This is a genomic window from Stappia sp. P2PMeth1 (assembly GCF_900185735.1).
Lineage (GTDB): Bacteria > Pseudomonadota > Alphaproteobacteria > Rhizobiales > Stappiaceae > Stappia.
Genome location: NZ_FYAW01000035.1, coordinates 121,846 through 144,201, shown reverse-complemented (window position 1 = coordinate 144,201; position 22,356 = coordinate 121,846). Strand labels below are relative to the sequence as shown.

Genomic DNA, 22,356 nt, shown 5'->3' with positions numbered 1-22,356 from the left:
TACGGGGCAACAAGCTCAGGGGGCAAGCTCGAGGCGCATGATCGGCCGCGTCGGCGAGCGGCGCGCCACCTCCCGGAAGCCGGCGCGCAGGAAGATCTCGTGAAACCCCGTCCAGGCATAGGAGACCGGATAGGAGGACTTGTCCGGCGCGACCGGATAGCCCTCGAGGCAGGCGGCGCCGTGGCTGCGCGCCAGATCGGCCGCGGCCCGGAGCAAGGGCCCGGAAATCCCCTTCCGGCGATGGCCGCGCGCGATATACAGGCAGGACACCGACCAGACCGGCCGCTCGTCGACCGGCTTCAGCACCCGCGAGGACGACAGGCGCACAAACACCTGGCGCGGGGCGACCGAGACCCAGCCGACCGGCAGGTCGCCGTCATAGGCGAGCACGCCCGGCGGAGGGCCGGCGCGCACGACGTCCTCCATCGCCGCGCGGTTGGCCGCGCCGCGGCCCTCGTCATAGGCCGCCTTGCCGAGCCGCCAGAGCATGCACCAGCAGCCGCCATAGCCGCCCTTCGGCCCCATCAGCCGCTCGAAATCGCCGAACCGGTCTGGGGTCAGCGGGTGCGTCTCGACGGCCGGGAGGCTCACGGCAGGATCCCGGTCGGCTTGCCGTCGATGCTGAGGACGTTCTTGCGCCGCCAATAGGCCTCGACTCCGTCCGGCCCCATGTCGGCATAGAAGGGCACCAGCTCCTCCTCGCCGCGCTGGCGTTCCAGGGTCATGACCGGAACGCCGGAGCCGCAGGAGGTCTGGACCATGTCGATCGCCAGGTCGAAGATCTGCCGCGTGCCGGCCATCGGGCGGAACATCCCGGCCAGCGCGTCGAAGCCCGCGTCGCGCGGATGCAGCACCTGTGCCCGGCCATAGACCCGCAGGATGCGCGCCTCGCCGGTGAAGGCGCAGAACATCAGCGTCATGCGATCCGCTTCGCGAAGATGAGCGGCCGTCTCGTTGCCGCTTCCCGAGAGATTGAGCCATACGATCCGGTCGTCGCCGAGGATGCGCAAGGTATCGAGGCCCTTGGGCGAAATGTTGACCCGCCCTTCCGGCGCGGCGGTGCCGACAAAGAACAGGTCGCATCCTTCGATGAAGGTCCGCAACGTCTGATTCAGCTTTTCAGCAACAGCCATGTCGCACACACGTCCTTTCGATCCGGAACCCGGAATGGATACCATGGGTTGCAGGAGACGGTCGAGCCGTCACAACTTCGGAGGGTGCCGCCAACGGCATCAGCGCCTTACGAGGGCGCAGGCGCCGCGACCACCGGCGACGACCTGGCCCGCAGGTAGGCGGCGACCTTGCTCCGCCGGTCGAGATGCAGCCTGCCGAGGATCGCATGCACGTGGTTCTTGACCGTGGCGGGGCTGATGTTCAGCTTGTTGGCGATCTCCTTGTTGGTCAGTCCGCGCTCCAGCAGATGGGCGATCTCGGTCTGGCGCCGCGTCAGATCGAGGCCGAGGGCGGGACAGGCCGCGTCCGCCTGCGAATGATCGACGACCAGATGGAAGTTCAGGGTGATGCGATCGTCAAGACAGGGTCGGTCGTCGACCTCGTCGCCGTGCTCGCCATGCCGACAGGCTGTCTTCATGCCTTCAATGAGGGCGAGGAGACTGGAACTGCTGATGCCGAGACCGCCCTGCGACAGTTCCGCCAGTTCCAGGACCACGTTGAATTTTGCAGGATCCGTCATGCCAGGCACCCTCAAAATATTTGCGCTGTCGAATTAAAAAATAAGCAAATCAATAAAGACAAATAAATAGACCGCATTTCCCATTTTCAGGTTCATATCAAGCTTCAACAAATGCGTTTCATAAATATATTACAAAATACAACAATCATATTTTTGTAGAAACAGCCCACTACGCGACGATAGACCAATGTATTCCGCATAAATACGCGAAACGGCTACGTCCAAAACAAGGTATTGCCGCAGGAAACGGCGAGCGGCCGGGGCAGCCGTCGACCGACAATGACGGCTGGAGGCTTGAGGGGCGCTCTTTTTAGTTGAGGGGCGACGATCCACATCTTTCGGATGCAGAGGCACTGCTTCGCCCGGGGAAGCGGACCGACGGCAGGAAGACCCTCGCCCGGCTGCGGGCGACAAGGGCGGCCGGGGTGCGGCCGTTGCACCTGGAGTGTTCTGTCCCGAAGACGATCGACCGGATCAAGGGCCTGTTGCAGGGCGGCCCGGCGGCGATCCGCAAGGGTCGCCGCGCGGGGTCGCCGGCACCAGCACGGTTTCGTCGAAGGAGGCGTCGTCCGGCGTCTCGACATAGCCGACCGAGTGGACGGTGACGTCCGGATCGGCAAATGCGATCAGGCGCGGGACGCCCCAGTCCGTGCGGGCGTGGCCGTGGCCGGCGATCACCACCACCGGCGGGCCATGCGTCGCCAAGGCCGAGAGCGCCGAGAGCGCCAGCGCCGCATCGCGCAGGCGCTGCGCCTCGACGAAGCCGCGCAGCAGCACCGGCGGCAGCGCGCCGCAATGGGTCCGCGCCTTCAGCGCCTCGCGCGCGCCCTGCTCGTCCGGCGGCAGCGCAAGGTCGAGGCCGAAGCGGGCGCCGTCCGCCCCGAACACCGCCCCGAACACCCTGTTCGCGCCGAGGAACATCGCCTTGCGGGCGTCCTCGCGCGTCACCGCCATGCCGAGGATCGCCGCCTCGCGGGCGGCGAGAAACACCGGCGCATAGAGATCGAACGGCGGCCAGCGCGTCTCGTGCCAGCGCGCGGCCTCGGCGATCGCCGCCGGATCGGTGCGGTCGGCGGCCATGACGCGCTCGGCCGCCTGCGGCGTCAGCATCTCGAACACCACCGCGGTCGGGCGAAGCGCCTCGATGCGGCGGGCCTGCGCCAGATGGGTCGCGCGGTTGTCGTGCACCTCGCCGAGGATGACGATGTCGGCGGACGCGGAGCGGGCCGGCAGGGGTTGGGCGAGCGCCAGGAGAAGACCGGCGGCAAGGCACCGCGCCGCGCCTACCATGTCAGGCTCGCCTCCAGATGCAGCTCGGCCGCATGGCTGCCGCCGCCGGCACGGGCGAGCCGGTCGGCCGGGCCGGGAAGCACCTCCTGGAACATGACGGTGCGGCTTTCGCGCAGGATCCGGCGCAGCAGGGCGACGCAGACCGGGTTGGCGATGTCGATCCATTGCGGCTTGCGGTGGCGGTTGGCCATCGAGTTGCTGGCATGCCAGTCCATGCCCGGCTTGCGGGCGACGAAGACCTGCGCCGGCATGCCGCGGGCGCGGAAATAGCGGGCGAGCGCCGCCATGGCGCCGACCGTCGGCAGATGCGCCTCGCCCTCCCCGCGCCAGACCGCGTCCAGCAGATCCTGCGAGGTCTCGTACCAGGTCTCGCGGAAGAGCACGCAGTCGCCATGATATTCGCGCGGCCGGTGGCGCGCGGGCAGCGTCTCGTCGCCGACGAAGCCCTTGTCGAGGCCGGGCCGCATGACCGCGACGGGGGCGGTCAGATGGATCAGCCAGTGGTGCAGGCCCCAGGCCGGCGACGGCAGCACGCTGCCGAGATTGACGAAGCGCAGCAGCCCTCCCTCGCCGTCTTCCACTTGCAGGCGCCGCCCGCCCGGCGCCAGCGACACCCGGCAATCCGCCGGCGACAGCAGCGGCACCGCCGCGCCGGGCGGCGCGAAGCCGGCAAGGTAGCGGTCGACGAGGCCGCGATGGCGCTGCAGGCTGCTCACCTCGCTGCCGCGCGACAGGCCGACGAACCGTTCGCCCGTCAGCGCGCTCTGCCGCGCCAGCCAGCCGCGCAGATGGCCGCGCATCGCCGCTGCGTCCTCGCCCTCGCCCTGGGTATAGCGGGCGAGCAGCCAGACCGGCTCGTCGAACGTGCCGTTGAGCACCAGCCGCAGCGCGCCGTCCTCGCGGAACGGCTGGACATGGGCGCAGAAGGGATGGTGGCCGCTGCCGGGGCCGAGCCCTTCGGCGGCAAGGCGGCGGGCCAGCGCCGGGTCGGACAGGCGGGCAAGAAGCTGCGGCCCGGCCTGCTGGATCTCCTCGGCAAAGCGCGACAGCGGCATCGCCCCGCCGCCGGGCGGGGCGAGCGCCTGGAACAGGTCGCGCAGCAACCGGTGCTCGGGCGAGGGCATCGACAGGTCCGCGACCGCCCGGCAGACCCGGTCGCGGAGGCCGGCAAGGTCGTAGTCCGGTTGGTCGTGCAGCCGGACCCAGCAGTCGCGATGCAGCCTCGGCACATCCTGCAGCAGCGGATCGGCGGCAAGACGGGCCAGCAGCGCCGGAGCGGGGGCTCGGCCAAGCATCGCCTCCGCCGTGCCGGGCGCCGCCGGAGAGCGCCGCACCAGCCCCCGGTCGAGCAGGCTCCGGACGAGACCGGCAGCTTGCGCCTCGGCGATGCCATGCGCCCGGCATGCCGCCGTCAGCTCGGCCAGGGAGAAGCTGCGCCCGGCAAGGGCGCGAAACACCCGGTCGATCGGCGGGCGCAGGCGAAAGCTGCGGTGCCGGGCGGTCTGCCACAGGGCGCCGCGCGTCAGGCCGAGGCTGGTCAGTTCCGCGTCCAGCCGGTCGGCCTCCGGGGAAAGGTCTCCGGCGAGTTCGAACCGCTCGCCTTGGCCGAGCGCATCGGCATGATTGTGCCGCAGCACGGCGATCCATTCCTGCGACAGGCTGTCCCGGCTCGAAAGGTCGAAGCGCAGGGGCGACCGCGTCCGCGCGCGGCCCTCACCGCCGCAGATGCCGATGCCCATGTAGCGCTGGTACGGACTGGTCTTGTGGGCAACGCGGGCAAGATAGCGAAAGAGCCGCATCGCCGCGCGGAACCGGCGACCGGGCTTCTCAGTCGGGTTGCCGAGCGTGGCGGCGAGCCGGGCAAGCCGCTCGCGCACCTCGTCCAGCACCCAGAGCGTGCGCGCGTCCAGCGCGAGAGCGCGCAGCGCCTCGAAGATCCGCTCAAGTTCGCAAGGCCAGAGGCCGGCAAGGCCGGCGGAAGGCGGCGCATCGTCCTTGCCCGCCTCGGCAAGTGCCCGGCGGAAGGCGGGCGAGACGAGGTCCTCGAGGATTTCGGCCGGCAGCGGCGCCAGCCGCAGCACCAGCATGTCGGCGGAGGCAGCGCGCGGCCCCGTCCATCCTGCGGCGACGGCGGTCTCTGTCCGTGGCTCGGCGAGCCCCGTCATGTGGCGATCGCCTCGACCCAGCGCCCGGACGGGGCGGGGCGGCGCTCGCTCAACTCCCCGGCCCGCCCGTTCACCACATGGCCGCCCTGCATCTCGACGACGAAGTCCCCCAGTTCGGCGATGTCGGGATCGTGGGTGACCAGCACGACGGTGGTGCCGCGCGCCCGGCAGGCCAGCAGCGCCTCCAGCACGCCGGCGCTGCTGTCGCGGTCGAGATTGCCGGTCGGCTCGTCCGCCAGGATCAGGTCGGAGCGCATCGCCAGCGCCCGGGCGATGGCAACCCGCTGGCGCTGGCCGCCCGAAAGCTGGAAGGGGAAATGCTGCGCGCGAAAGCCGAGGCCCATCTCCTCCAGCGCCTGCTCCGCCCGCGCCCGGCATTCGCGCGCCGGCAGCGACATGTAGCGGGCCGGCAGCGCCACGTTCTCCAGAACCGAGATCTCCTCGATCAGGTTCAGCGACTGGAAGACGAAGGAGACCCGCTCCCGGCGCAGCACCAGCCGGCGGCGGCGGCCGAGGCGCGAGACCGGCGCGCCGTCGAAGCGCACCTCGCCCTCGTCGGGCGCCTCCAGCAGGCCCATGATCGCCAGCATCGTCGTCTTGCCGCAGCCGGACGGGCCGATCACCGTGGTGAGACGGCCGGAAGGGATCTCCAGCGACAGCCCGTTCAGCGCCGTGGTCTCGACATTGCGGCTGCGGAACCGCCTGGTAACGCCGTCCAGCTCGATCTGCATGGCCGTCCTGCTCACTCGATCCTGAGATAATCGGCCTCGGCAAGGCCGAGATAGGAGGAGACGACGACCGCGCTGCCCGGCGCGGGGCCGGTCTTCAGCGCGACCTCGTCGCGGGTGGTGGCGAGGATCTCGACGGGCACCCGCGTCGCCCGGCCGCTCGCCTCGTCCAGCACGAAGACCCAGTTGCCGCCGGTCTGGGCGAGGAAGCCGCCATTGGCGAGGATCAGCACGTCCTCGGCAAGCGCGCGGGTGCGGATCTGGATGTCGAGGCGCTGGCCGTGGACGAGCCCGTCCGGCGGCGCGTCGACGAAATCCATCTCCAGCGTGATCTTGCCGTCGATCACCTCAGGCAGGATCCGCCGCACCCTGAGCGCCCGCCAGCCGCCCCCGCCGTCGCGCCAGCTCGCCTCGTCGCCGATCGAGAGGCGGTCGAGATAGAGCTCGTCGACCTCCGCCTCGATGATCGGCGTGCCGAGCTCGAACAGGGTGACGAGGTTGGCGCCGCGCTCCACCACCTCGCCGCGCTTGACGCTGAAGTCGGAGAGCGTGCCGTCCATGGTGGCGCGGATGTTCAGCGCGTCGAGCGAGGCGCGCGCCGTCTCCAGATTGCGCATCAGGTTGCCGGACAGGGTCCTTGCCTGCTGCGCCTGGTCGCCCTGCCACTGGATCCGCGACTTCAGCATGCCCACACGCATTTCCAGCACGGCACCCAGATGGGTCTGCTGGCGCATCAGCGCGTCGACCTCGAAGGGCTTGTCGTGGCCCCGCGTCAGCAGTTGGCGGCGGCGCTCGAGCTGGATGCGGAGCTCGGCGATCTCGTTGGTCAGCCGCAGCACTTCCAGCTCGTCCTCCTGGCGGCCGCGCTCCAGGCTCTGCTCGCGCTGGGTCAGCGCGTTGAGCTGTTCGGCGACCTGCACCTCGAGCGTGAAGAAGCTCATCTCCGTCTCCGGATTGGAGAGTTCGAACAGCAGCTTGCCGGCGCTGACCCGGTCGCCCGGCTTGACATGGACGGCATCGACACGGCCCGAAATGCTGTTCTGCAGCGCGACGGAGGTGCGCGGCTTGACCTGGCCGGTGGCATGCAGCACCGGCTGGAAGGGACCGAGGCGGACCCGGTCGAGAACCACATCCGCGCGCGCCACCTGGATCACCCGGTCGTCGGACCAGTCGAACCGCGTCGCCGCCAGCACGATCACCGCGGCGCAGAGCGCGGCCAGGCCGGTCCAGGCGGCGGCGCCCTTCCACACGGGCCGTTTCAACGGCCGGTCCATCGCCTCCAGCCGCTGCTGGGCGGCCGCCGGCGCGCCGCCTTCGGCTCCAGGGCGGCGCCCGGCCCCGGCTCCCGGCCCGGGCCGCACGACAGGATGCGGACGCGGCGCCTCGTGCAGGGTCATCGCACCTCCAACAGGAGCTCGCTGCCGGGGATCGCCTGCGCGCCGGGCGAGGCCCGCCCCGCATCGGAGCGGAAGACGATGTGGAAGGCGCCCTCGCCGCCGGCCTCGATCCTGCGGGCGATCTCCGCGCCGCGCTCGGGATGGTCCGGCGAGACGAGGCGCAGGACCATGCCGCTGAGCACGTAGACGCGCTCGCCCTTCTCGTTACCCTGCTCCTCGCTTGCGACCAGGGCCAGCTCGGCGAGGTGCCGCTCGCTCGCCGCGAGGTCACGGACGCCGAACCAGACCTCGGACAGGCCATCGGCGCCGTTGCCGTGCTCCTGCCACTTGCGGTCGTCATATTCGGGATAGCCGGCCCGCACCGCCGCGATGCCCGCGCCATCGCGCTGCGCGAAGCTGAAATTCCACAAGGGAAAGTCGAAGGAACGGATGAAGAGCAAGTCGAACATCTTCGGGTAGCTCGTCTCGCCGCCCGCATGCAGCGGAATGATGTCGGTGGTCGGCACGCCGCTCGCGGCCAGCGCCATCATCGCGGCGCCGATGTCGCGCACATAGAGCGCCAGCGCGACGGCGCGCGCGCCGCTCATCTCCAGCCGCTCGTAGAACGGGCGGCGGCTGAAGAACTCGACGCTCTGCCCGGAGGACAGCATCACCATGACGCTCTCCTCGCCGCTGGCGCGCGCGCCGATCTCCCAGGGGGTGAAGCCCATCTCCTCTCGCAGCCAGCGGCTGGTCGCGGCCACGTCCTCCACCGCGATGCGAACGAAGCCGAGGGTCTCGACATTCTCCCGCGCGCCGGCGACCGGCACGCCGGAGGGGCCGCTGAGGCCCGGCGGGACGACCGCGTGCTGCGCCGCGGCCGGCGGCAGGGCAAGGAGCAGGCCGAGCAGGACGGAAACGAGAGCTTTCATCGCAGGATCCTTGAAAGAGCGGCAAGACACAGGAGCGCCGGCAGCAGCGCCAGCACCGCGAGATAGAGACGGGCGAACCACATCAGGCCGGGCGGACCGGCGAGCCGGCCCCGCTGCAGGCGGCAGGGACCGTAATCGGGGTCGGCACGGGCGGCGCGGCAGGCGCCGACCAGATCGCTGCGGCCGAAGGGCGTGAGATTGGCCAGCAGCAAGGCGGTGCCGGCGAGCGCGAGCGCCTGCAGCGGGGCGACCGGCGCGGCCCCGACCCACAGCAGCAGCACCGCAAGCGCGGTCAGCAGCAGGTCGCAGAACGGTCCGGCGAGATGCACCAGCGCGTGGTCGCGCGGCGCCAGACCCCAGGCCTCGCGCAGGTCGAGCCAGGGCATCGGCAGGCCGGCGCGCCCGCGATGGACGCCGATGGCCGAGGGCCTGACGGCGAAGAGGCGCGCGACCAGAAGATGCGCCGCCTCGTGCGCCATGACGAGGCACGGCACGGCGACCACCAGCCAGCCGAGCGTTGCCAGCGAGAGCGGCAAGCCGGTCTCCATCGGTGCTGCGACTTGGGCAATGAGGAAGCCGGCACACAGGAGGATGGCAGCCAGCGCCAGGACGCTGCCGGCGACGAGCAGCACGGCGCCGCTGCGGCGGGGCGGGCGGCACTCCGGCAGGCCCGCCAGCGCATGGCGGGCGATCAGCGCCTCGGCGGCGGAGAGCAGCGCCCCCGCCGAAGGCTCGCCCGCCGCCGCCAGATCCGCCAGCACCGCGCCGCGATCGCGCCCGCCGAGCAGCGCCAGCACGGCGCGCGACAGCGGGCCGCCGACCCTGACATAGGGAGCCGTACTGCGCGGGATGAGGAAGAGCCGGCCGCCGGCCGCCAGCAGCATCGGGGCGGCCTCCATCATGCCGGGTGCGGCGGGCCGGCTCATGAGCGCACCCCCTCCCCGACCGCCAGCCCGGCAATCGGCGCGATCCGCCAGCTTTCGCCCGGCAGGCAGGCATTCAGCCCCTCGTTGAAGACGCCGCCGAGCAGCGTGCCCTGCAGCCCCCGCGCGCAGGCGCCGAGCCAGGCGAGATGCAGCCCGGCGCCGAGCGCCTGCAGCGCGTAGCGATAGCCCGGCGCGCCGTGGTCCCGCGCCAGCGGCGCCATCTCCAGCCCGGCGACCAGCAGGGCCGGAGCCATGTCGGGCACGGACTGCCAGAAGACGCGAGTGTCGCCGATGCCGGGCGACCAGCGCGGCCGGCCGTCGCAGCCCGCCGCCACCAGGCCGCGGGCACGGTCGACCGCGACGAAGCGCAGATAGGGCGCAAGGCTCGGCGCATGGCGGGCAGCGCCGGCCCGCGCCTCGGCGAGAAGCGCAAGGATCGTCTCCGGCGACAGGGGCGCGGGCGGCAGCAGACGCACCGCCCGGCGCGCGCGCAGCACCTCGCCCATGCGCGCCAGATCCCCCAGCGAGGGCTGCGGCTCGGCCGGCGCGGCGCGCAGGCGATCCCGCAGCGGTGCCTTGCCGAGCGCGACGATCCAGTGCGGCAGGCGCGGTTCGTGAAGGGCCTGCGGGTCGTCCAGTGGCTCGTGCGCCGGCTCGTGCGGCGGTTCGCCTGCGCCGTCCGGAGTCGCAAGACAGAGCGACAGCATGTGGCGGTCGTCGAGGAAGGGGAGCGGCAGGCGGCGCTCGATGGCACCCATGTCGAGGTCGGTGCGCACGACAAGGTCGAGGCCGAGCCGCGCTGCCGTCTCCATCAGCACGGCACTGGAGACGCCGGCGTCGAGGCCGCAGATCTTATAGGCCGCGTCCTGGTACTTGCGCGCCACCCGCCGCAGCCGCGAGACGACAAGGAAGGCAGGGCCGTTGTCCGGCAGGCCGGTTTCGGCGCCCACCAGCGGCGCGCCCACACGCTCAAGCAGATGATCGGCGTCGCGATAGCGATAGAGGCCCGCCGGAAGGTCGGTGTCCTGCGGCAGGTTGACGATGAGCGCGGCCGAGCGCAGATCGCCGCCGGACGGCGTGAGGCGCCGGCCCTCGTCCTCGCCGAAGGCCCATTTGCACAGCAGCGACAGGCGAGAAGCCATGGTCGCCGCAGCGCCGGGATCAGCGCCGGGATCGGCTCCGGGATCAGCGGTGGGCAAGGCCAGCGTCGGCACGCCGTGGAAGGCCGGCGCCGGGCCGGCCGCCAGCTTCCGGTTCTTGCTGGCATAATGCATCAGATAGGTGCGCGGGCTGAGGTGCCGGCTGAACAGCTCCTCGATGCCCGACTGGGCGGCGGCCACCAGCATCGCCGGATCGGGCGGGCCCGCTGTCGCCGCCGCGACATAGGGCGAGACGAGGGCGATCTCGCGGGTGAGCGGGGCGCCCGCCGCGCGGCGCGCGAACACTTCGACGCTGTTGAACTTGCGGCCGCGCTCCAGGCCGCAGGCCAGGCGGAACAGCCGCGCGGCGGAAAGGCTGGCGCGCAGACCCTCCAGCACCGGCGCGGACCGGTCATGGCTTGGCGTCTCCAGCCAGGGACCGGCAAGCCAGCCGGCGACGGTCGCCGCCGCTTCCGCCGGCACCAGCGGCCCGAGCCGGAAGCTCTCCGGCCCGCCGCCGGCGAACAGCACCAGCGTGCCCGGTTGCAGGGGCAAGGGCGACAGGGGCTCCGGCGACGGGCACAGATCCGCCGGATCGTCGTACAGCACCAGGGCGACGTCCGGCGCGCCGGCATCGGCGAGGCGCAGGCCGGCGGCGCGGATTGCCGCTTCCGCTTCGCCGCAAAGGGCGGCGGGGCCAAGGACGCGCACCCGGAAGCGGTCGACCGCCGCGCGCAAGGCGGCGCGCGAGCGGTGGACGCTGTCGGCGGCGACGACCTGCTCCCAGAACCGCTCGGTCTCCGCATCGCGCAGCGGCACGCCGTCCGCCGCATCCGGCACGCCGTCCTGCATCAGCCCGCGCCGGTCCAGCAGCGTCACCAACTCGTCGACATTGCGCAGCGCCTCCCCGGCGCCGCCGAAGTCGGGGGCAAGGGCCGCCGCGATCTCGCCGGGCGTCCGCGTGCCGTCGCAAAGGCCGAGCAGCCGCCTGACCAGCGCGTGCGGAACGGTGCTGCGCAGGACCTCGCGCCGGCCGCCGCACAGGATCGCCAGCCGCGACGGCCCGAACGGCAGGACCGGAACGCTTGGGGGAAAATACGGCCTTTGCAGCGACAGCCGCAGCAGTTCGGGATCATGCGCCCGCTGGGCGGCGAGCTCGCGGGCATGGGCGCTCTCGACCCTCACCATGCCGGCGCCTCCCCGCTCTCGCGTCCGGGCGCGGCGTCCTCCGCGGCGGGCAGGCCGAGCATCGCGGCAAGATGGCGGGTGGTGCGCCGGCCGCCGGGCGCCGTGCCGCGACAGCGGCAGCCATGCAGCGCCAGCAGGCGCCCCTCTTCCAGGAAACTGCCGTCAGTGAGGAAGCGCAGGAAGCGCCCGTCGCTCTCCTCTGCAGGGCGGCGCAGCCGCGCGGCAAGGGCCCCGGCGGCCAGCGCCGGCAGATAGGGCGGAAAGCCCGGCCGGGCCTCCGGCAGGCGCGCGAGACAGGTGCGGCTCAGCTTGTCGAGCCGGCCGGCGTCGTCCTGGCTCGACACAGCAAGGCGGCGGCGGGCGAAACACTCCGGACAGCCCGGCCGGCCGGTGCGGAACTGCGGCCCGATGGTCAGCCCGTCGTCCAGGAGGCCGATCAGATGCAGCCGGCAGCCGCTGCCGGCGAGCCGGTCCCACAGCCGCATCAGGACCTCCGGCCGGTCGACGTCGAGGATCACCAAGGTGTCGGCGGCCGGCAGCCCCGAGAGGGCTTCGACCGGGTCGGCCGCGCCGTCGAGATCGACGGCCGCGGCAATCGCCACCCCTTCCGCGCGCAGCGCCTCGAGTACCCGGCGCCCGAAGGCGCCGGAGATGACGCATTGCAGGACCGGCGCGGCGGCCGGGGCGGAGATCGGGGAGGCGGGCGCCAGGGAATCGGCCATCTCGTCGGTTCCTCTCACGCGAAGGGCTGGGGATAGGGATTGGCGGCGGCGCGCTCGAAACGGCCGTAGCCGGCCTTGAGCGGATAGTCGTGCAGCCGCGCATGGCCGAGGTAGCGGGCCGAGGGCAGGAAATCGAGCGGCATCAGGTCCGGCGTGACGGCACGGATGACGCTCAAGCCCTGCTCGCGCAGATCGTCGGTGGTGAGGTCGACCAGCGTCAGCTCGAAATCGAGCGCCCGGAACCGGGCGACGAGCCAGTCGAACTCTTCGCGCGCGTCCGCCTCGCAGCCGGGCGCGAGCCGCGAGATCGGGCTCTCCCGGCCGTGACCGGCGAGAAAGTCGAAGGCGCCGGCCTGCTCCGGCCGGCCCATGTAGCTGGCGCCGAATTCGAGGCGGGTGAACTGCAGCGGATCGTCCGGGATCTCCTGGAAATAGGGGATCGCCGTGCGCGCGACGCAGGCCTCGCGCACCACCTTGCCGCAGGCCGTCCAGGGGTCGAACTCGGTGCTGCAGCCGACGAAACTGGCAAGCTGCGGATGGCCCTCGTAGGTCTGCAGCAGATAGACCGTCGGCACGCCGAGATCGGTGGTCGCGTCGAAAAACTGCTGCTGCAGCGGCAGGCCCGCGGTGCGGGCGAGCGCCTCGCCGACCTCGTGCGGCGGCGCGGCGTCGAGGACGAGCCGGGGCAGCGGCAGCCGGCAGAGCCAGGTGAGCGCGATGGCGTCGCGCTCGATGCTCTCGCAGATCGCCGCGACCGCCGCGCGATAGGGACAGTCATGCAGCGCGATGCCGGTGGTGATCGGCGCCCAGAACGCCTCGCCCGGCAGCAGCTCGAACACCAGATGCGACATCACCAGCGGCAGCCAGACCTTGCGGCCTCGCGTCACCGAATATCCCTCGACCCAGCGGATCGGCCGGTCGGGGTCGAAGGCATGGAGCTGGCAGCGCGGATCGGCGAGCTCCGCCGCATCGCATTTCGGCCAGCGGCGATGATCGAGGGCGGCCGAGCCCAGCTCGCGGGCGCTGGCGAGGATATAGTCGGTCTCGTCGAAGACCGAGCTGGCATAGCGCTCGGCCGCCTCCGCCACCGCCCGCACATAGGCGAGATCGGCGCGCAGGTCGCCGCCATTGCCGGCGGTCAGGGTCTCGGCCGTGCTGGTGCCGTCGCCGGCGCGGATCCAGGGATAGGCCAGCGAGACGTTGCACAGGCGCGCGGTGCGCCGCCGGAAATCCGGCACGCCGAGTTCCTCGTCGTCGATACCCGCCACGCTCTGGACGATGCCGCAGGAGGCACCGAGGATGGAGGACCACGGGACGCGGGCGGAAAACGCGCTCTTGTCGAACACGTCGATCATGCCGGCACCCGGTCGAAGGCCGCGACGAGGCAGGCGAGATAGGCTTCGTCGGTGGCCGGGAAGCCGAGCCGGTTCATCATCAGATGGCAGAGGTTGAAGGCCAGTTGGTCGCGGAAATTGTCGTTGCGCGCAAAGTGCCGCCCGGCCGCGCGCGACACCTGGCGGATCGACGTCTCCCAGCGGGCGAGCAGATCCTGCTCGCCGGCGACGAGCAGCGCATCCGCGTCCAGCGGATCGAAGGGGAGGACGCGCAGATCCGCGATCCGTTCGGCGAAGCGGCCGCGATGGTCCTCGGCCGGGTCGGCGCCGCGCAGCCAATAGTCGCAATAGTCGGCGAGGAACTGGCGCGAGGACCGCGGCAGCTCGAACAGATGGACGCAGCGCGCCATCAGCAGCGGCGCGATCCCCTTGCGCGAGCGGCCCTCCAGCAGCTCCGCGGCAATCGCGGCGGCGGCGATCTCGCTCGACACCTGGAAATGGGTTTCGCAGGCCTCCAGCATCTCGCCAAGGCCATATTTGCCGGTCTCCGGCTCGTAGGTGTCGCGCTGGACATGAGCACGGGGGGCGCGGGGAGCCGGCACCATTGCCGCCGCCGCGCCCTCCGTCCGGCGGGTGGCGACCAGCGGCGTGAACGGGCTCTCCGGCGTGAAGGGCAGTTCATCGGCAAGGGTGCGCAGCTCCCGCTCGATGCGTGCGGCGAGCGGCTCCCGCGCGTGCGGATCGGCCGGCAGGAAGCGCACGCGCAGATGCGGGCCGCCATCATCGGTCATGCGCAGGAAATGCCATTTGGCGACATCGCCGCGCCCGGCGAGCGGCGCCAGATCGTTGGCGATCAGATGGTCGAGGCCGGCGCCGAACAGGCCGGGATAGAGCTTGAAATAGATCCAGCGCGCTCCGTGCGCCGCCGCGGCGTCGTTCGCTCCCGTCATGGCTTGCTCTCCCTCATGCCCTGCTTCCCCTCATGCCCTGCTCCCCATGTCGAACCGGAAGAAACGGACGGACACCGCTGTCAGCAGCACCGTCGCGCCCGCCAGCACCGCCAGGATCAGCCCGATCGGCAGGGCCTGCGGCTCGCCGGTCGCGGCCAGCCGCAGTCCGTCGACCAGATAGGTGATCGGCAGCGCGTTCGAGATCAGCGCCAGGGCGCTGTCGGGCGGCACCTGAAAGAAGACATTGCCGAAGCTCAGCATCAGGAAGTTGATGGCGAGCGTCAGCAGCACGCCGACCTGCTGGTTGCCGACGATGCCGCCGAGCGCGAAGCCCATGGCGACGAAGCAGCCGGTGCCGAGCGCCAGCAGCGCGGCGAAGAGCACGCCGCTGCCCTCGATGCGAAAACCGAAGAGACCGGCCGCGATCGCATAGAGCCCGACCATCTGCACCAGGGCGATCGCCAGCCGCGTCGCCAGCAGCGCCGCGACGATCTGCACCACGGTGATCGGCAGGGTCTTCATGTGGCGGAAGACGCCGCGCGCGCGCTGCTGCAACAGCGGCGTCGAGGTGCCGAACAGGCCGAGTTGCAGCAGCGACATGGCGAAGAAGGCCGGCAGCAGTTGCACCAGTTCGGAGGATCGGCGCACCGGCTCGAACCGGTAATCGAACGGCAAGGGCCCCGCCTGCCGGCCCGCCGCCGCCAGCACCGCCGTGTGCAGCAGGGTCGCCAGCGCCGGATCGGCCGAAACCTCCAGCCGGATACGGTCGTCGGCGCCGACCGCGACGGAGACGACGCCTGCCGCCTTGTGTCCGGCCGGCAGCAGGCGCAGGCCGGGCACGCCGGCCAGCGCCTCGACCAGCGCCTGTGCCTGCGGCGCGTCGACATCGCCCTCAAGCGCCAGCGGCAGCGGGCCCGGCGCCCCGCCGCCGGAACTGCTCATGAAGAAGATCACCACGAAGATCAGCGGGAACACGAAGGTGAAGAAGCTGGAGGTGAAGTCCCGCAGGTATTCGCGGAAATTGTTCAGCACCAGCACGGCGAGCAGCGGTGCGTTCATCGTCTCGTCTCCTTCAGGCCCGGCCCGAGCAGGGCGACGAAAACATCCTCCAGCGTCGAGCGGCGCTGGCTCAGCCGCGCCAGATCGAGATGCGGGCGCAAGGGGGAGGCAAGCACCGCGTCGAGCAGGCCCGCGTCGAACACGGCCCGCGCCCCGCCGCCCCGCTCCCGCTCCAGCGTCAGGCCCTCGCCCATGGCCGGATGCGCGGCAAGGATCCGTTCGGCGGCCAGGGCATCGGTGACGGCGACGGCAAGGCGCGGCGGCGCGCCGTTGCGGGCAATCAGCTCGTCGGGCGTGCCGCTTTCGCGCACGCGGCCGTTTTCCAGGATCACCACATTGCTGCTGAGTTCCGTCGCCTCGGCCATGTCGTGGGTGGCGAGCAGGATGGCGGAGGGTGATGTCTTGCGGTCGCAGAGCCGCCGCAGCTCCGTCCAGAAGGCCAGCCGGCTGAAGGGATCGAGGCTGGCCGTCGGTTCGTCGAGGATCAGCACGGCCGGCTCGCCGACCAGCGCGGCGACCAGCGCCAGCTTGCGCTGCTGGCCGCCGGAAAGCTGGCCGATGCGTTTCTTCCATGCCGCATCCAGGGAGAACGCCTCGATCAGCCCCGACGGCAGATCGCGGCTGCGATAGGCCTTGCGGACCATCGCCAGATATTCGTCGGTGCGCAGCAGCGGCGGCAGGCTCTGGGTCTGCAGCACGATGCCGACCCGGCGCCGATGCTCCAGCGGCAGGCCGGCAAAGGGCGCGCCGAGGATCTCCGCCCGCCCGGCATCGGGCTTGCGCAGCCCGACGAGGATCTCCAGCAGGGTCGTCTTGCCGGCGCCGTTCGGCCCGAGCAGCGAGGTCAGCGTGCCGGGCCGGCAGTCGAGGCTGACCCCGTCCAGCGCCTGGTGATCGCCATAGCGCTTGCGCAGCCCCTCCACGGCCAACCCGGACGCGGCGGAAGGCCCGGAGACGCGCAGCCGGCTGCCCTCCTCCGCGACAGCGGCTCTTTCGCGAAAGGCCGCGGCACCGCCGGTATCGGTCATCGTCTTCATCGTCCCCGGACCCGCTCCGCCAGCCTATTCGTGACAGCTACTGCAGCCGGTGTTGTAGCCACCGGTGCCGGTTATGCAGCCGATGCAGAAGAAGGACCCGACCGTGGAGCCGGCGCCGCTGCTGATCGTCGTGCCGGTCGACAGACAGTCGCTGGTGGTCGCCCGGGCCAGCATCGGCTCGGTCTCCTCGATATAGCTTTCGTAGACGGCCGCGTGCGCGGACGTGGCCGCGATGTCGAGTACATGCTGCATTCCAGTCTCCTTCCGTATCCTGGTGTCGATGCGGGAAACTCCCTCGCGCCGGCCGGCCCGCTCTCCCGGCCGGACGGCTTTCATCGCAGATCAGTGGTCGGGGACGGCCCGTCCCCGTCAGGTTCCTCCCGTGGCTGTGGCGACAAGATCGGTCCCCCGCGAGATCAGCAGGAGTTCGACGGCGATGCAGGCGGCAAGGGCCAGCGCCGACGACAGCACCAGGCCGAGGCCGAGGGTCGCCAGCACCGCCGGCGAGGCGACCGCGATCCGCTCCGCCTGGCCGGAGAGCCAGGCCTCGCCGAGCAGCACGGTGGCGGCGGCGGCCACCGGCATGGCGAGCAGCAGCGGCGCGACCTGCCGGCTGGCGAGGACCGGAGCGAGTTGCACCGCCGTCGCGCCCAGCAGCCGGCGCAGCCCCAGTTCCCGGCGGCAGGTCACCGAGCGGAAGCGGATCACCGCGAAGAGGGCGCCGCCGACCACCGCAAGGGTGGCGAGCCAGGCGCCCAGGCCGAGCAGCGCCGCGCCCTCGGCCGGCCGGTTCGCCGCCCGGTAGAAGGCGTCGACCTCGATGCGCGAGGGCGTCGCCTGCGGCCACAGGCGCCACCACACGGGAAGGATGCCGGCAAGGCGGGACGGCGCGGCGGCGCCGTCGAAGCGCACCGTGGCGACGCGGAACAGCCGGGGATCGTGATAGACGACCAGCGGCGGGCTCGGCATATGGCGCCCGTTGAGGCGGAAATCCTCCACCACCGCCGCCACCCGCAGGCTGATCTGCGGTCCGCCGTCGAAGCTGAGCACCTGCTGGCCGACGGCCTCGCCCGGCGAGGCGAAGCCGAGAAGGGCCGCCGCGCCGCGGTTCAGCACCACCTGGTCGCGGGCCTGCCTGCTGCTGTCGGGCAGCGCGCCGGCAATCGGCTCCACCCCGATGGAGCGCAGGAAGCCGGCATCGGCCGCCAGCGCCTGGTAGCGCTTCTCGCTCTGGCGGCGGTCGGTGGCGGCGCGCAGCTCCATATAGCTGTAGTCGTGCAGCGCGCCGGGCAGCGTCTTGGCAAAGCCCACCTCGCGCACGCCCGGCAGCGCCAGAAGCTCCTGGCGGAAGGCCTCGTGACGCTCGCCGAGCACGTCGTCCTGGTCGACCTCCAGGGCAAGGGTGCGCTCCAGCGACAGGCCGCTGTCGCGGCCGGTGAGATGCAGATGCTGCAGCACCAGCACCAGCGACAGGCCGGCCGCCGTGCCGCAGACGACGAAGGTCGCCCACAAGGGCACGGCGCGCCGGACGGCACCCGGAGCGGCGTCGGGCCGGGCGAGCGGCACCAGGGCGACGAGGACGAAGGCGGGCGCGGCGAGGGCGACCAGCGCCAGCCCCTCGACCGGCGTCAGGGCGAAGGCCGACGGATCGAGCCGCAGCAGCCCGGCGACCAACCGCGACAGGCCGATGCCGGCGAGCGCACCGACAGCGCAGACGCCGACGGCAGCGGCGGCAGCGAGCGCTGCCAGGGCCACCCGCCCGCTGGCGGCCGGCACCGCGAGACTGGCGAGGATGCGCGTCAGCTCCGCCACCTGCAGGCGCGCCAGCCCCGCCCCGTAGCCGAAGGCCGCCAGCGCGACGCCGGCCAGCACCGCGGCACCGATCCACAGCAGACGCGCCGAGGCCGGCGGGATCGCCGCCACGAGTTCCTCGTAGACGCCGTCCGACAGCCAGATGGCCGCCGCCGGCCGGGCGCGGAACTCCGGCGTCCAGCCGCCGAGATAGGGGGCGCGGGCGGTCAGCGCGGCGGCGATCGCCCCGGCCTTTTCGCGTCCGCCCTCGCCGCGGAACCGCAGGAAGGTGTAGGCGCTCGGGCGCAGCCACTCCATCGGCAGTTGCCGGAGGCTGTCCGGCAGCAGCGCCCGGTCGATGGCGCCGGGCACCGCATCGACAAGCACCACGTCGGGGCGGAAGACGGCGTTTTCGGCGAAAGGCTGGAACACGGCGGCGACGGTGTAGGTCGTCCGGCGGCCGCGCCGGTCCGGCTGGGCCGGGGTGATGCGCTGGCCGACCGGATCGCGCGTGCCGAACAGGCGGCGGGCCTCGGCGGAGCTGACCAGCGCCTCGCCCGGCCCGAGCCGGTCGATGGCGGGCGCCCCCTGGCGGATCCGCCAGTCGAAGACGGCAAGCGACGGCGGATCGCTGCGGAAGACGGCGCCGCCGGGCAGCGACATGTCGTCGATGGTGAGCTGCGAGCGCAGCGGCGTGAAGCGGCCGGCACGCGCCAGCGCCCCGTGATCCTGGCGGATCAGCCGGGCCAGCGGATCGGGCGAGGTCGCCCAGCGCCCGCTCTCGCCGGAATGGCTGGAACTCCAGACGGTGTCGATGCGCCACAGGTCGGCATCGACGAGACGGCCCGGCGCGAAATAATAGCGGATCGCCCCGATGAGGACGATGCAGACCGCCACGGCCAGCGACAGGACGACGAACAGCAGGAGGAAGCTGACCCACTGGCGGTGGAGCTTCGCGGCGACAGCGCGAAACACAGCCCGTCTCGGAACATATCCGGATAGATCCACAGCCACAGCCCCGAAAACCGCACCGGCGACCCTGCCGGCAGGGTCGGCCGAATACGTGTCGCTGGCTGGCCGGCAGGTGGACCGCGTGCCCTCGTCTGGCTCGCGATCCATGCGCAACGGCTGGCTATGGCGCGATCTTAAAGTGAACCCCCGAGGTGTCAACTTGCTATTACTGTCTATTCTTCATGTATAAATTTCATTTCATAAAATTCATCACAGGAATTAAGTATTGTCATTTCTCGCAGGATCGTTCCATTTATATGATGAAAATATTTATTGATACGCAACAAGGGAAATGCACCCGTCCGGACGGGCCGCCGCCCCTGGCGGCAGGCGAAGGGCAGCTTGCGGGGAGCGCTTGCGGAGAGCGTCTTGTTCGGGGGGCCGTTCGCCCCTACCGTTTGCAAGACGATCCTGCGTTCAGACGATCCTGCGTTCACCAGAGACCCGGTCCGGCGGCATGTTTTCCTGGCACCAGCAACTGCGCTCGAAAGGCACTGTCGAACCGCTCGTGGGGGCGGCCATCGGCGTCGGCATGACCGCCGAGGCGGCCGAGCGGGGCGGCGCGGACTTCCTGCTGGCGCTGAATGCCGGGCGCTACCGGGTGATGGGCGCGACTTCCATCGCCGCCATGCTGCCGCTCGACAACGCCAACCGCTTCACCGATCATTTCGCCCGGCGCGAGATCCTCGACCGGGTCGGCGTGCCGGTGTTCTTCGGCGCCTCCGCCTTCGATCCAAAGCTGGACCTGCGTGCCTTCGTCGCCGAGCTGGCCGCCGCCGGCTATCACGGCATCGCCAATTTCCCGACATCCATCCATTACGACGGCCGCTTCCGGCGGGCGCTGGAGGAAGCGGGGCTTGGCTATTCGCGCGAGGTGGAGCTGCTAGGGGAAGCACAGCGCCAGGGGCTCGCCACCTTCGGCTATGCCAAGAGCCGCAAGGAAATCCAGCACCTGCTGGAGATCGGCGTCGACATCCTGTGCCTGAATTTCGGCTGGAACGCCGGTGGCACGCGCGCCGTGGCGCAGGCCTTCACCCTGGAAGAGGCGGCCGACCGGGCGCGGCGCATCTTCTCCGAGGTGCGGCAGGCGAGCCCGCAGACGATCTGCGTCTTCGAGGGCGGGCCGATCGTCAGCCCCGACGACATGTACCGGGTGTGCCGGGATGCACGGGCCGACGGCTATGTCGGCGGCTCGACGCTCGACCGGATGCCGCTGGAAATCTCGGTGATGCAGAAGACCTCGGCGTTCAAGGCCTTCAGCGTGCTGCAACAGGCGGACGCGGCGCAATCGCGAGAGACGATGCGCGCAGCACGGCTGACCGGCATCGCCGGCCAGTCGAAGGCCGTCGCCCGGCTGCTGGAGCAGGTGGTGAAGCTTTCCGGCACCAACCTGCCGATCCTGATCGTCGGCGAAAGGGGCCTGGGGCGCACCACCCTCGCCCGCAGCCTGCATGCGCTGGCCAACCGCAAGGGCGGCCTCGCCGTGCTGAACGGGGCCGAGCGCGAGGTGCCGCCGGCGGAGCTGCTGTTCGGCGCGGAGGCGGATTTCGGCCGGGTGCGGCGCAATGGCGCGCTCGATGCGCGCGAGGCGACGGTGGTGGTGGAGAATGCCGGTGCGCTGGACGAGGGGGCGCAGCAGCACATCCTGTCCTGGCTGGAACGCGGCGAGACCGAGCGCGTCGGCGGCAGCCGCAGCCACAGCCCGCAAGGGCGGCTGGTGCTGATCGCAAGCCCTGAGGACCTCGCGGAAGGCCGGCTGGCGGAGGCGCTCGCCGCGCGGCTGCAACCGGGGCGCATCGACGTGCTGCCGCTGCGCGACCGGCCCGAGGACATTCCCGCCCATGCCCGCGCCTATCTGGAGGCGATCGGCGAGGCGCGGCAATTGGGGCCGCTGGAGATCTCGGCCGACGGTTACCGGGTGCTGTTCGCCCATGGCTGGCAGGAGAACACACGGGAATTGCGCCGGGTCGTCGAACAGGCGGCGGTGCTGAACGAGGGACGGGTGATCGGCTCGCAGGTCTTGCGGGCGGTGATCGAGGCCGCGGACGGGGCGCAAGGGACGACGACGCCGCTCGCCGAGAAGGACTGGATCCTCGACGCGCTGCGCCGCCACCGCTTCCGCCGGGGCGAGACGGCGACCTTCCTCGGCATCTCGCGCAAGACGCTCTACAACAAGATGCGCCGCGCCGGTCTCTTGGACTGAGTCCTATTGGATTGAAAACCGCTCAGTCGGCGACCCATACGCGCCCGTCGGCCAGCGCCTCCGCCTGATCGAGCTCCGGGCCGAAGCCATGCGGACGATAGACCAGCAGGGGCGTGTCGCACTGGTCGCGCAAGGCCGGGATCATGTGGGCGACGGCAAGGCTGGCGGCGGCCCGCTCGCGCCAGTCGGCAAGCGCCAGGCCCGGATGCAGCACCAGCCGCGAGGGGCCGTGGCGGAGCATCGCCCGGGCGGTGTCCAGCGAGGCGGCGAAGGCGACGGTCTCGAAGCCGGCCTCACGAAACGCCGTCAGAACCGCGATCTCGCGCGCAACCCCGGCCCCGGCGCTGTCGAAGACGCGCGCCGTCTCGCCGTCGATGAGCTGCACCGTCGGATAATTCGCGACGCCGCTCACCCCCGCCTCGGCCAGCGCCAGCGTCGCATCGCGCAGGCGCAGGAACGGATCGACCAGCATCAGGCCGGCCACCGCCCGGCGGCAGGAAGGCGATGCGGGGGACACGGCGCGCAGCCCCGCCAGCGCGGCGGCGTTGACATCCACCACCGGCAGCATGCCCACAAGCTCGCGATGGGCCGGCGCGACCTGCGCGAGGAAGGGCGCGAGGAGGTAGTCCCCGTCGGGACGCTCGGCGGGCGGGCGGGCGGGCGGCTGAGCTGGCGGCTGGGCCAGGATCGGCAGCGTCAAGGACATGATCGTTGACCCATGTTACCCATTCTTACCCGAAATTGCCGAAAATTCCTTCTGGCACGGATCTTCCGCGCTTGTAAACATTCGTAGCAGATCGGGAGGTTTTGGG

The 22,356-nt window shown here is 71.3% G+C and carries 19 protein-coding genes; 1 reads left to right on the top strand and 18 read right to left on the bottom strand.

Features of this window, described 5'->3' with window-relative positions:
- Nucleotides 1–15 precede the first annotated feature (15 nt).
- The 17 genes from P2PM1_RS20580 to P2PM1_RS20500 all read right to left on the bottom strand — a co-directional run bounded on the left by P2PM1_RS20580 (nt 16) and on the right by P2PM1_RS20500 (nt 19,305).
- Nucleotides 16–591 (bottom strand): GNAT family N-acetyltransferase, encoded by a 576-nt coding sequence (locus tag P2PM1_RS20580; RefSeq protein WP_244301583.1) that lies wholly within the window; start codon nt 589–591, stop codon nt 16–18.
- Entirely contained in the window at nt 588–1,133 is a 546-nt protein-coding gene (locus P2PM1_RS20575) for a pyridoxamine 5'-phosphate oxidase family protein (protein ID WP_186400336.1), read from the bottom strand. Before P2PM1_RS20575 ends, P2PM1_RS20580 begins: the two co-directional genes overlap by 4 nt.
- Nucleotides 1,134–1,240: 107 nt before the next feature.
- Nucleotides 1,241–1,693: a LuxR C-terminal-related transcriptional regulator gene (locus tag P2PM1_RS20570; RefSeq protein ID WP_186400335.1), complete on the bottom strand. Its 453-nt coding sequence runs from the start codon at nt 1,691–1,693 to the stop codon at nt 1,241–1,243.
- 474 nt (nt 1,694–2,167) lie between these two features.
- Nucleotides 2,168–2,983, bottom strand: coding sequence for a ChaN family lipoprotein (locus P2PM1_RS20565; protein WP_186400334.1), 816 nt, complete (start codon nt 2,981–2,983; stop codon nt 2,168–2,170).
- On the bottom strand, nt 2,977–5,148 hold the full coding sequence (locus tag P2PM1_RS20560) for a hypothetical protein (RefSeq protein ID WP_186400333.1): 2,172 nt from the start codon (nt 5,146–5,148) through the stop codon (nt 2,977–2,979). The genes P2PM1_RS20565 and P2PM1_RS20560 overlap by 7 nt, the downstream gene beginning before the upstream one ends.
- The gene (locus P2PM1_RS20555) at nt 5,145–5,879 is read right to left on the bottom strand and encodes an ABC transporter ATP-binding protein (RefSeq protein WP_186396441.1); all 735 of its coding nucleotides are present in this window, start codon (nt 5,877–5,879) and stop codon (nt 5,145–5,147) included. The genes P2PM1_RS20560 and P2PM1_RS20555 overlap by 4 nt, the downstream gene beginning before the upstream one ends.
- An 11-nt stretch (nt 5,880–5,890) precedes the next feature.
- Nucleotides 5,891–7,273 (bottom strand): efflux RND transporter periplasmic adaptor subunit, encoded by a 1,383-nt coding sequence (locus P2PM1_RS20550; protein ID WP_186400332.1) that lies wholly within the window; start codon nt 7,271–7,273, stop codon nt 5,891–5,893.
- Complete coding sequence (locus tag P2PM1_RS20545) at nt 7,270–8,184, bottom strand: VOC family protein (RefSeq protein ID WP_186400331.1); 915 nt, start codon at nt 8,182–8,184, stop codon at nt 7,270–7,272. Before P2PM1_RS20545 ends, P2PM1_RS20550 begins: the two co-directional genes overlap by 4 nt.
- Complete coding sequence (locus P2PM1_RS20540) at nt 8,181–9,110, bottom strand: hypothetical protein (protein WP_186400330.1); 930 nt, start codon at nt 9,108–9,110, stop codon at nt 8,181–8,183. The genes P2PM1_RS20545 and P2PM1_RS20540 overlap by 4 nt, the downstream gene beginning before the upstream one ends.
- Entirely contained in the window at nt 9,107–11,437 is a 2,331-nt protein-coding gene (locus P2PM1_RS20535; RefSeq protein WP_186400329.1) for a nitroreductase family protein, read from the bottom strand. Before P2PM1_RS20535 ends, P2PM1_RS20540 begins: the two co-directional genes overlap by 4 nt.
- A complete protein-coding gene (locus tag P2PM1_RS20530) occupies nt 11,431–12,159 on the bottom strand; it encodes a hypothetical protein (protein WP_186400328.1) in 729 nt (242 codons plus the stop codon). Before P2PM1_RS20530 ends, P2PM1_RS20535 begins: the two co-directional genes overlap by 7 nt.
- Nucleotides 12,160–12,173: 14 nt before the next feature.
- Nucleotides 12,174–13,514, bottom strand: coding sequence for a YcaO-like family protein (locus tag P2PM1_RS20525; RefSeq protein WP_186400327.1), 1,341 nt, complete (start codon nt 13,512–13,514; stop codon nt 12,174–12,176).
- Nucleotides 13,511–14,443, bottom strand: coding sequence for a thiopeptide-type bacteriocin biosynthesis protein (locus P2PM1_RS20520; protein WP_186400326.1), 933 nt, complete (start codon nt 14,441–14,443; stop codon nt 13,511–13,513). Before P2PM1_RS20520 ends, P2PM1_RS20525 begins: the two co-directional genes overlap by 4 nt.
- A 30-nt stretch (nt 14,444–14,473) precedes the next feature.
- On the bottom strand, nt 14,474–15,502 hold the full coding sequence (locus P2PM1_RS20515; RefSeq protein ID WP_186400325.1) for an ABC transporter permease: 1,029 nt from the start codon (nt 15,500–15,502) through the stop codon (nt 14,474–14,476).
- Nucleotides 15,499–16,530 (bottom strand): ABC transporter ATP-binding protein, encoded by a 1,032-nt coding sequence (locus P2PM1_RS20510; RefSeq protein WP_186400324.1) that lies wholly within the window; start codon nt 16,528–16,530, stop codon nt 15,499–15,501. The genes P2PM1_RS20515 and P2PM1_RS20510 overlap by 4 nt, the downstream gene beginning before the upstream one ends.
- A gap of 33 nt (nt 16,531–16,563) precedes the next feature.
- Complete coding sequence (locus tag P2PM1_RS20505) at nt 16,564–16,791, bottom strand: hypothetical protein (RefSeq protein WP_186386632.1); 228 nt, start codon at nt 16,789–16,791, stop codon at nt 16,564–16,566.
- Between the two features lie 117 nt (nt 16,792–16,908).
- Complete coding sequence (locus tag P2PM1_RS20500) at nt 16,909–19,305, bottom strand: ABC transporter permease (RefSeq protein ID WP_186400323.1); 2,397 nt, start codon at nt 19,303–19,305, stop codon at nt 16,909–16,911.
- A 493-nt stretch (nt 19,306–19,798) separates the two neighbouring features.
- Between P2PM1_RS20500 and P2PM1_RS20495 the strand changes: the two genes are divergently transcribed.
- Nucleotides 19,799–21,544 (top strand): phosphoenolpyruvate hydrolase family protein, encoded by a 1,746-nt coding sequence (locus P2PM1_RS20495; protein ID WP_186400322.1) that lies wholly within the window; start codon nt 19,799–19,801, stop codon nt 21,542–21,544.
- A gap of 22 nt (nt 21,545–21,566) precedes the next feature.
- On the opposite strand, the gene P2PM1_RS20490 is transcribed toward P2PM1_RS20495, so the two are convergent.
- Nucleotides 21,567–22,250, bottom strand: a complete 684-nt coding sequence (locus P2PM1_RS20490) for a phosphoenolpyruvate hydrolase family protein (RefSeq protein WP_186400321.1) — start codon at nt 22,248–22,250, stop codon at nt 21,567–21,569.
- Between the last annotated feature and the right edge of the window lie 106 nt (nt 22,251–22,356).

Bases quoted from the DNA above. Each gene is read 5' to 3' on its own strand.
- P2PM1_RS20510 (WP_186400324.1), bottom strand. From the start codon at position 16,530: ATGACCGATACCGGCGGTGCCGCGGCCTTTCGCGAAAGAGCCGCTGTC.
- P2PM1_RS20495 (WP_186400322.1), top strand. From the start codon at position 19,799: ATGTTTTCCTGGCACCAGCAACTGCGCTCGAAAGGCACTGTCGAACCG.
- P2PM1_RS20505 (WP_186386632.1), bottom strand. From the start codon at position 16,791: ATGCAGCATGTACTCGACATCGCGGCCACGTCCGCGCACGCGGCCGTC.
- P2PM1_RS20515 (WP_186400325.1), bottom strand. From the start codon at position 15,502: ATGAACGCACCGCTGCTCGCCGTGCTGGTGCTGAACAATTTCCGCGAA.
- P2PM1_RS20530 (WP_186400328.1), bottom strand. From the start codon at position 12,159: ATGGCCGATTCCCTGGCGCCCGCCTCCCCGATCTCCGCCCCGGCCGCC.
- P2PM1_RS20550 (WP_186400332.1), bottom strand. From the start codon at position 7,273: ATGACCCTGCACGAGGCGCCGCGTCCGCATCCTGTCGTGCGGCCCGGG.
- P2PM1_RS20520 (WP_186400326.1), bottom strand. From the start codon at position 14,443: ATGACGGGAGCGAACGACGCCGCGGCGGCGCACGGAGCGCGCTGGATC.
- P2PM1_RS20545 (WP_186400331.1), bottom strand. From the start codon at position 8,184: ATGAAAGCTCTCGTTTCCGTCCTGCTCGGCCTGCTCCTTGCCCTGCCG.
- P2PM1_RS20570 (WP_186400335.1), bottom strand. From the start codon at position 1,693: ATGACGGATCCTGCAAAATTCAACGTGGTCCTGGAACTGGCGGAACTG.
- P2PM1_RS20555 (WP_186396441.1), bottom strand. From the start codon at position 5,879: ATGCAGATCGAGCTGGACGGCGTTACCAGGCGGTTCCGCAGCCGCAAT.
- P2PM1_RS20540 (WP_186400330.1), bottom strand. From the start codon at position 9,110: ATGAGCCGGCCCGCCGCACCCGGCATGATGGAGGCCGCCCCGATGCTG.
- P2PM1_RS20575 (WP_186400336.1), bottom strand. From the start codon at position 1,133: ATGGCTGTTGCTGAAAAGCTGAATCAGACGTTGCGGACCTTCATCGAA.
- P2PM1_RS20535 (WP_186400329.1), bottom strand. From the start codon at position 11,437: ATGGTGAGGGTCGAGAGCGCCCATGCCCGCGAGCTCGCCGCCCAGCGG.
- P2PM1_RS20560 (WP_186400333.1), bottom strand. From the start codon at position 5,148: ATGACGGGGCTCGCCGAGCCACGGACAGAGACCGCCGTCGCCGCAGGA.
- P2PM1_RS20490 (WP_186400321.1), bottom strand. From the start codon at position 22,250: ATGTCCTTGACGCTGCCGATCCTGGCCCAGCCGCCAGCTCAGCCGCCC.
- P2PM1_RS20525 (WP_186400327.1), bottom strand. From the start codon at position 13,514: ATGATCGACGTGTTCGACAAGAGCGCGTTTTCCGCCCGCGTCCCGTGG.
- P2PM1_RS20565 (WP_186400334.1), bottom strand. From the start codon at position 2,983: ATGGTAGGCGCGGCGCGGTGCCTTGCCGCCGGTCTTCTCCTGGCGCTC.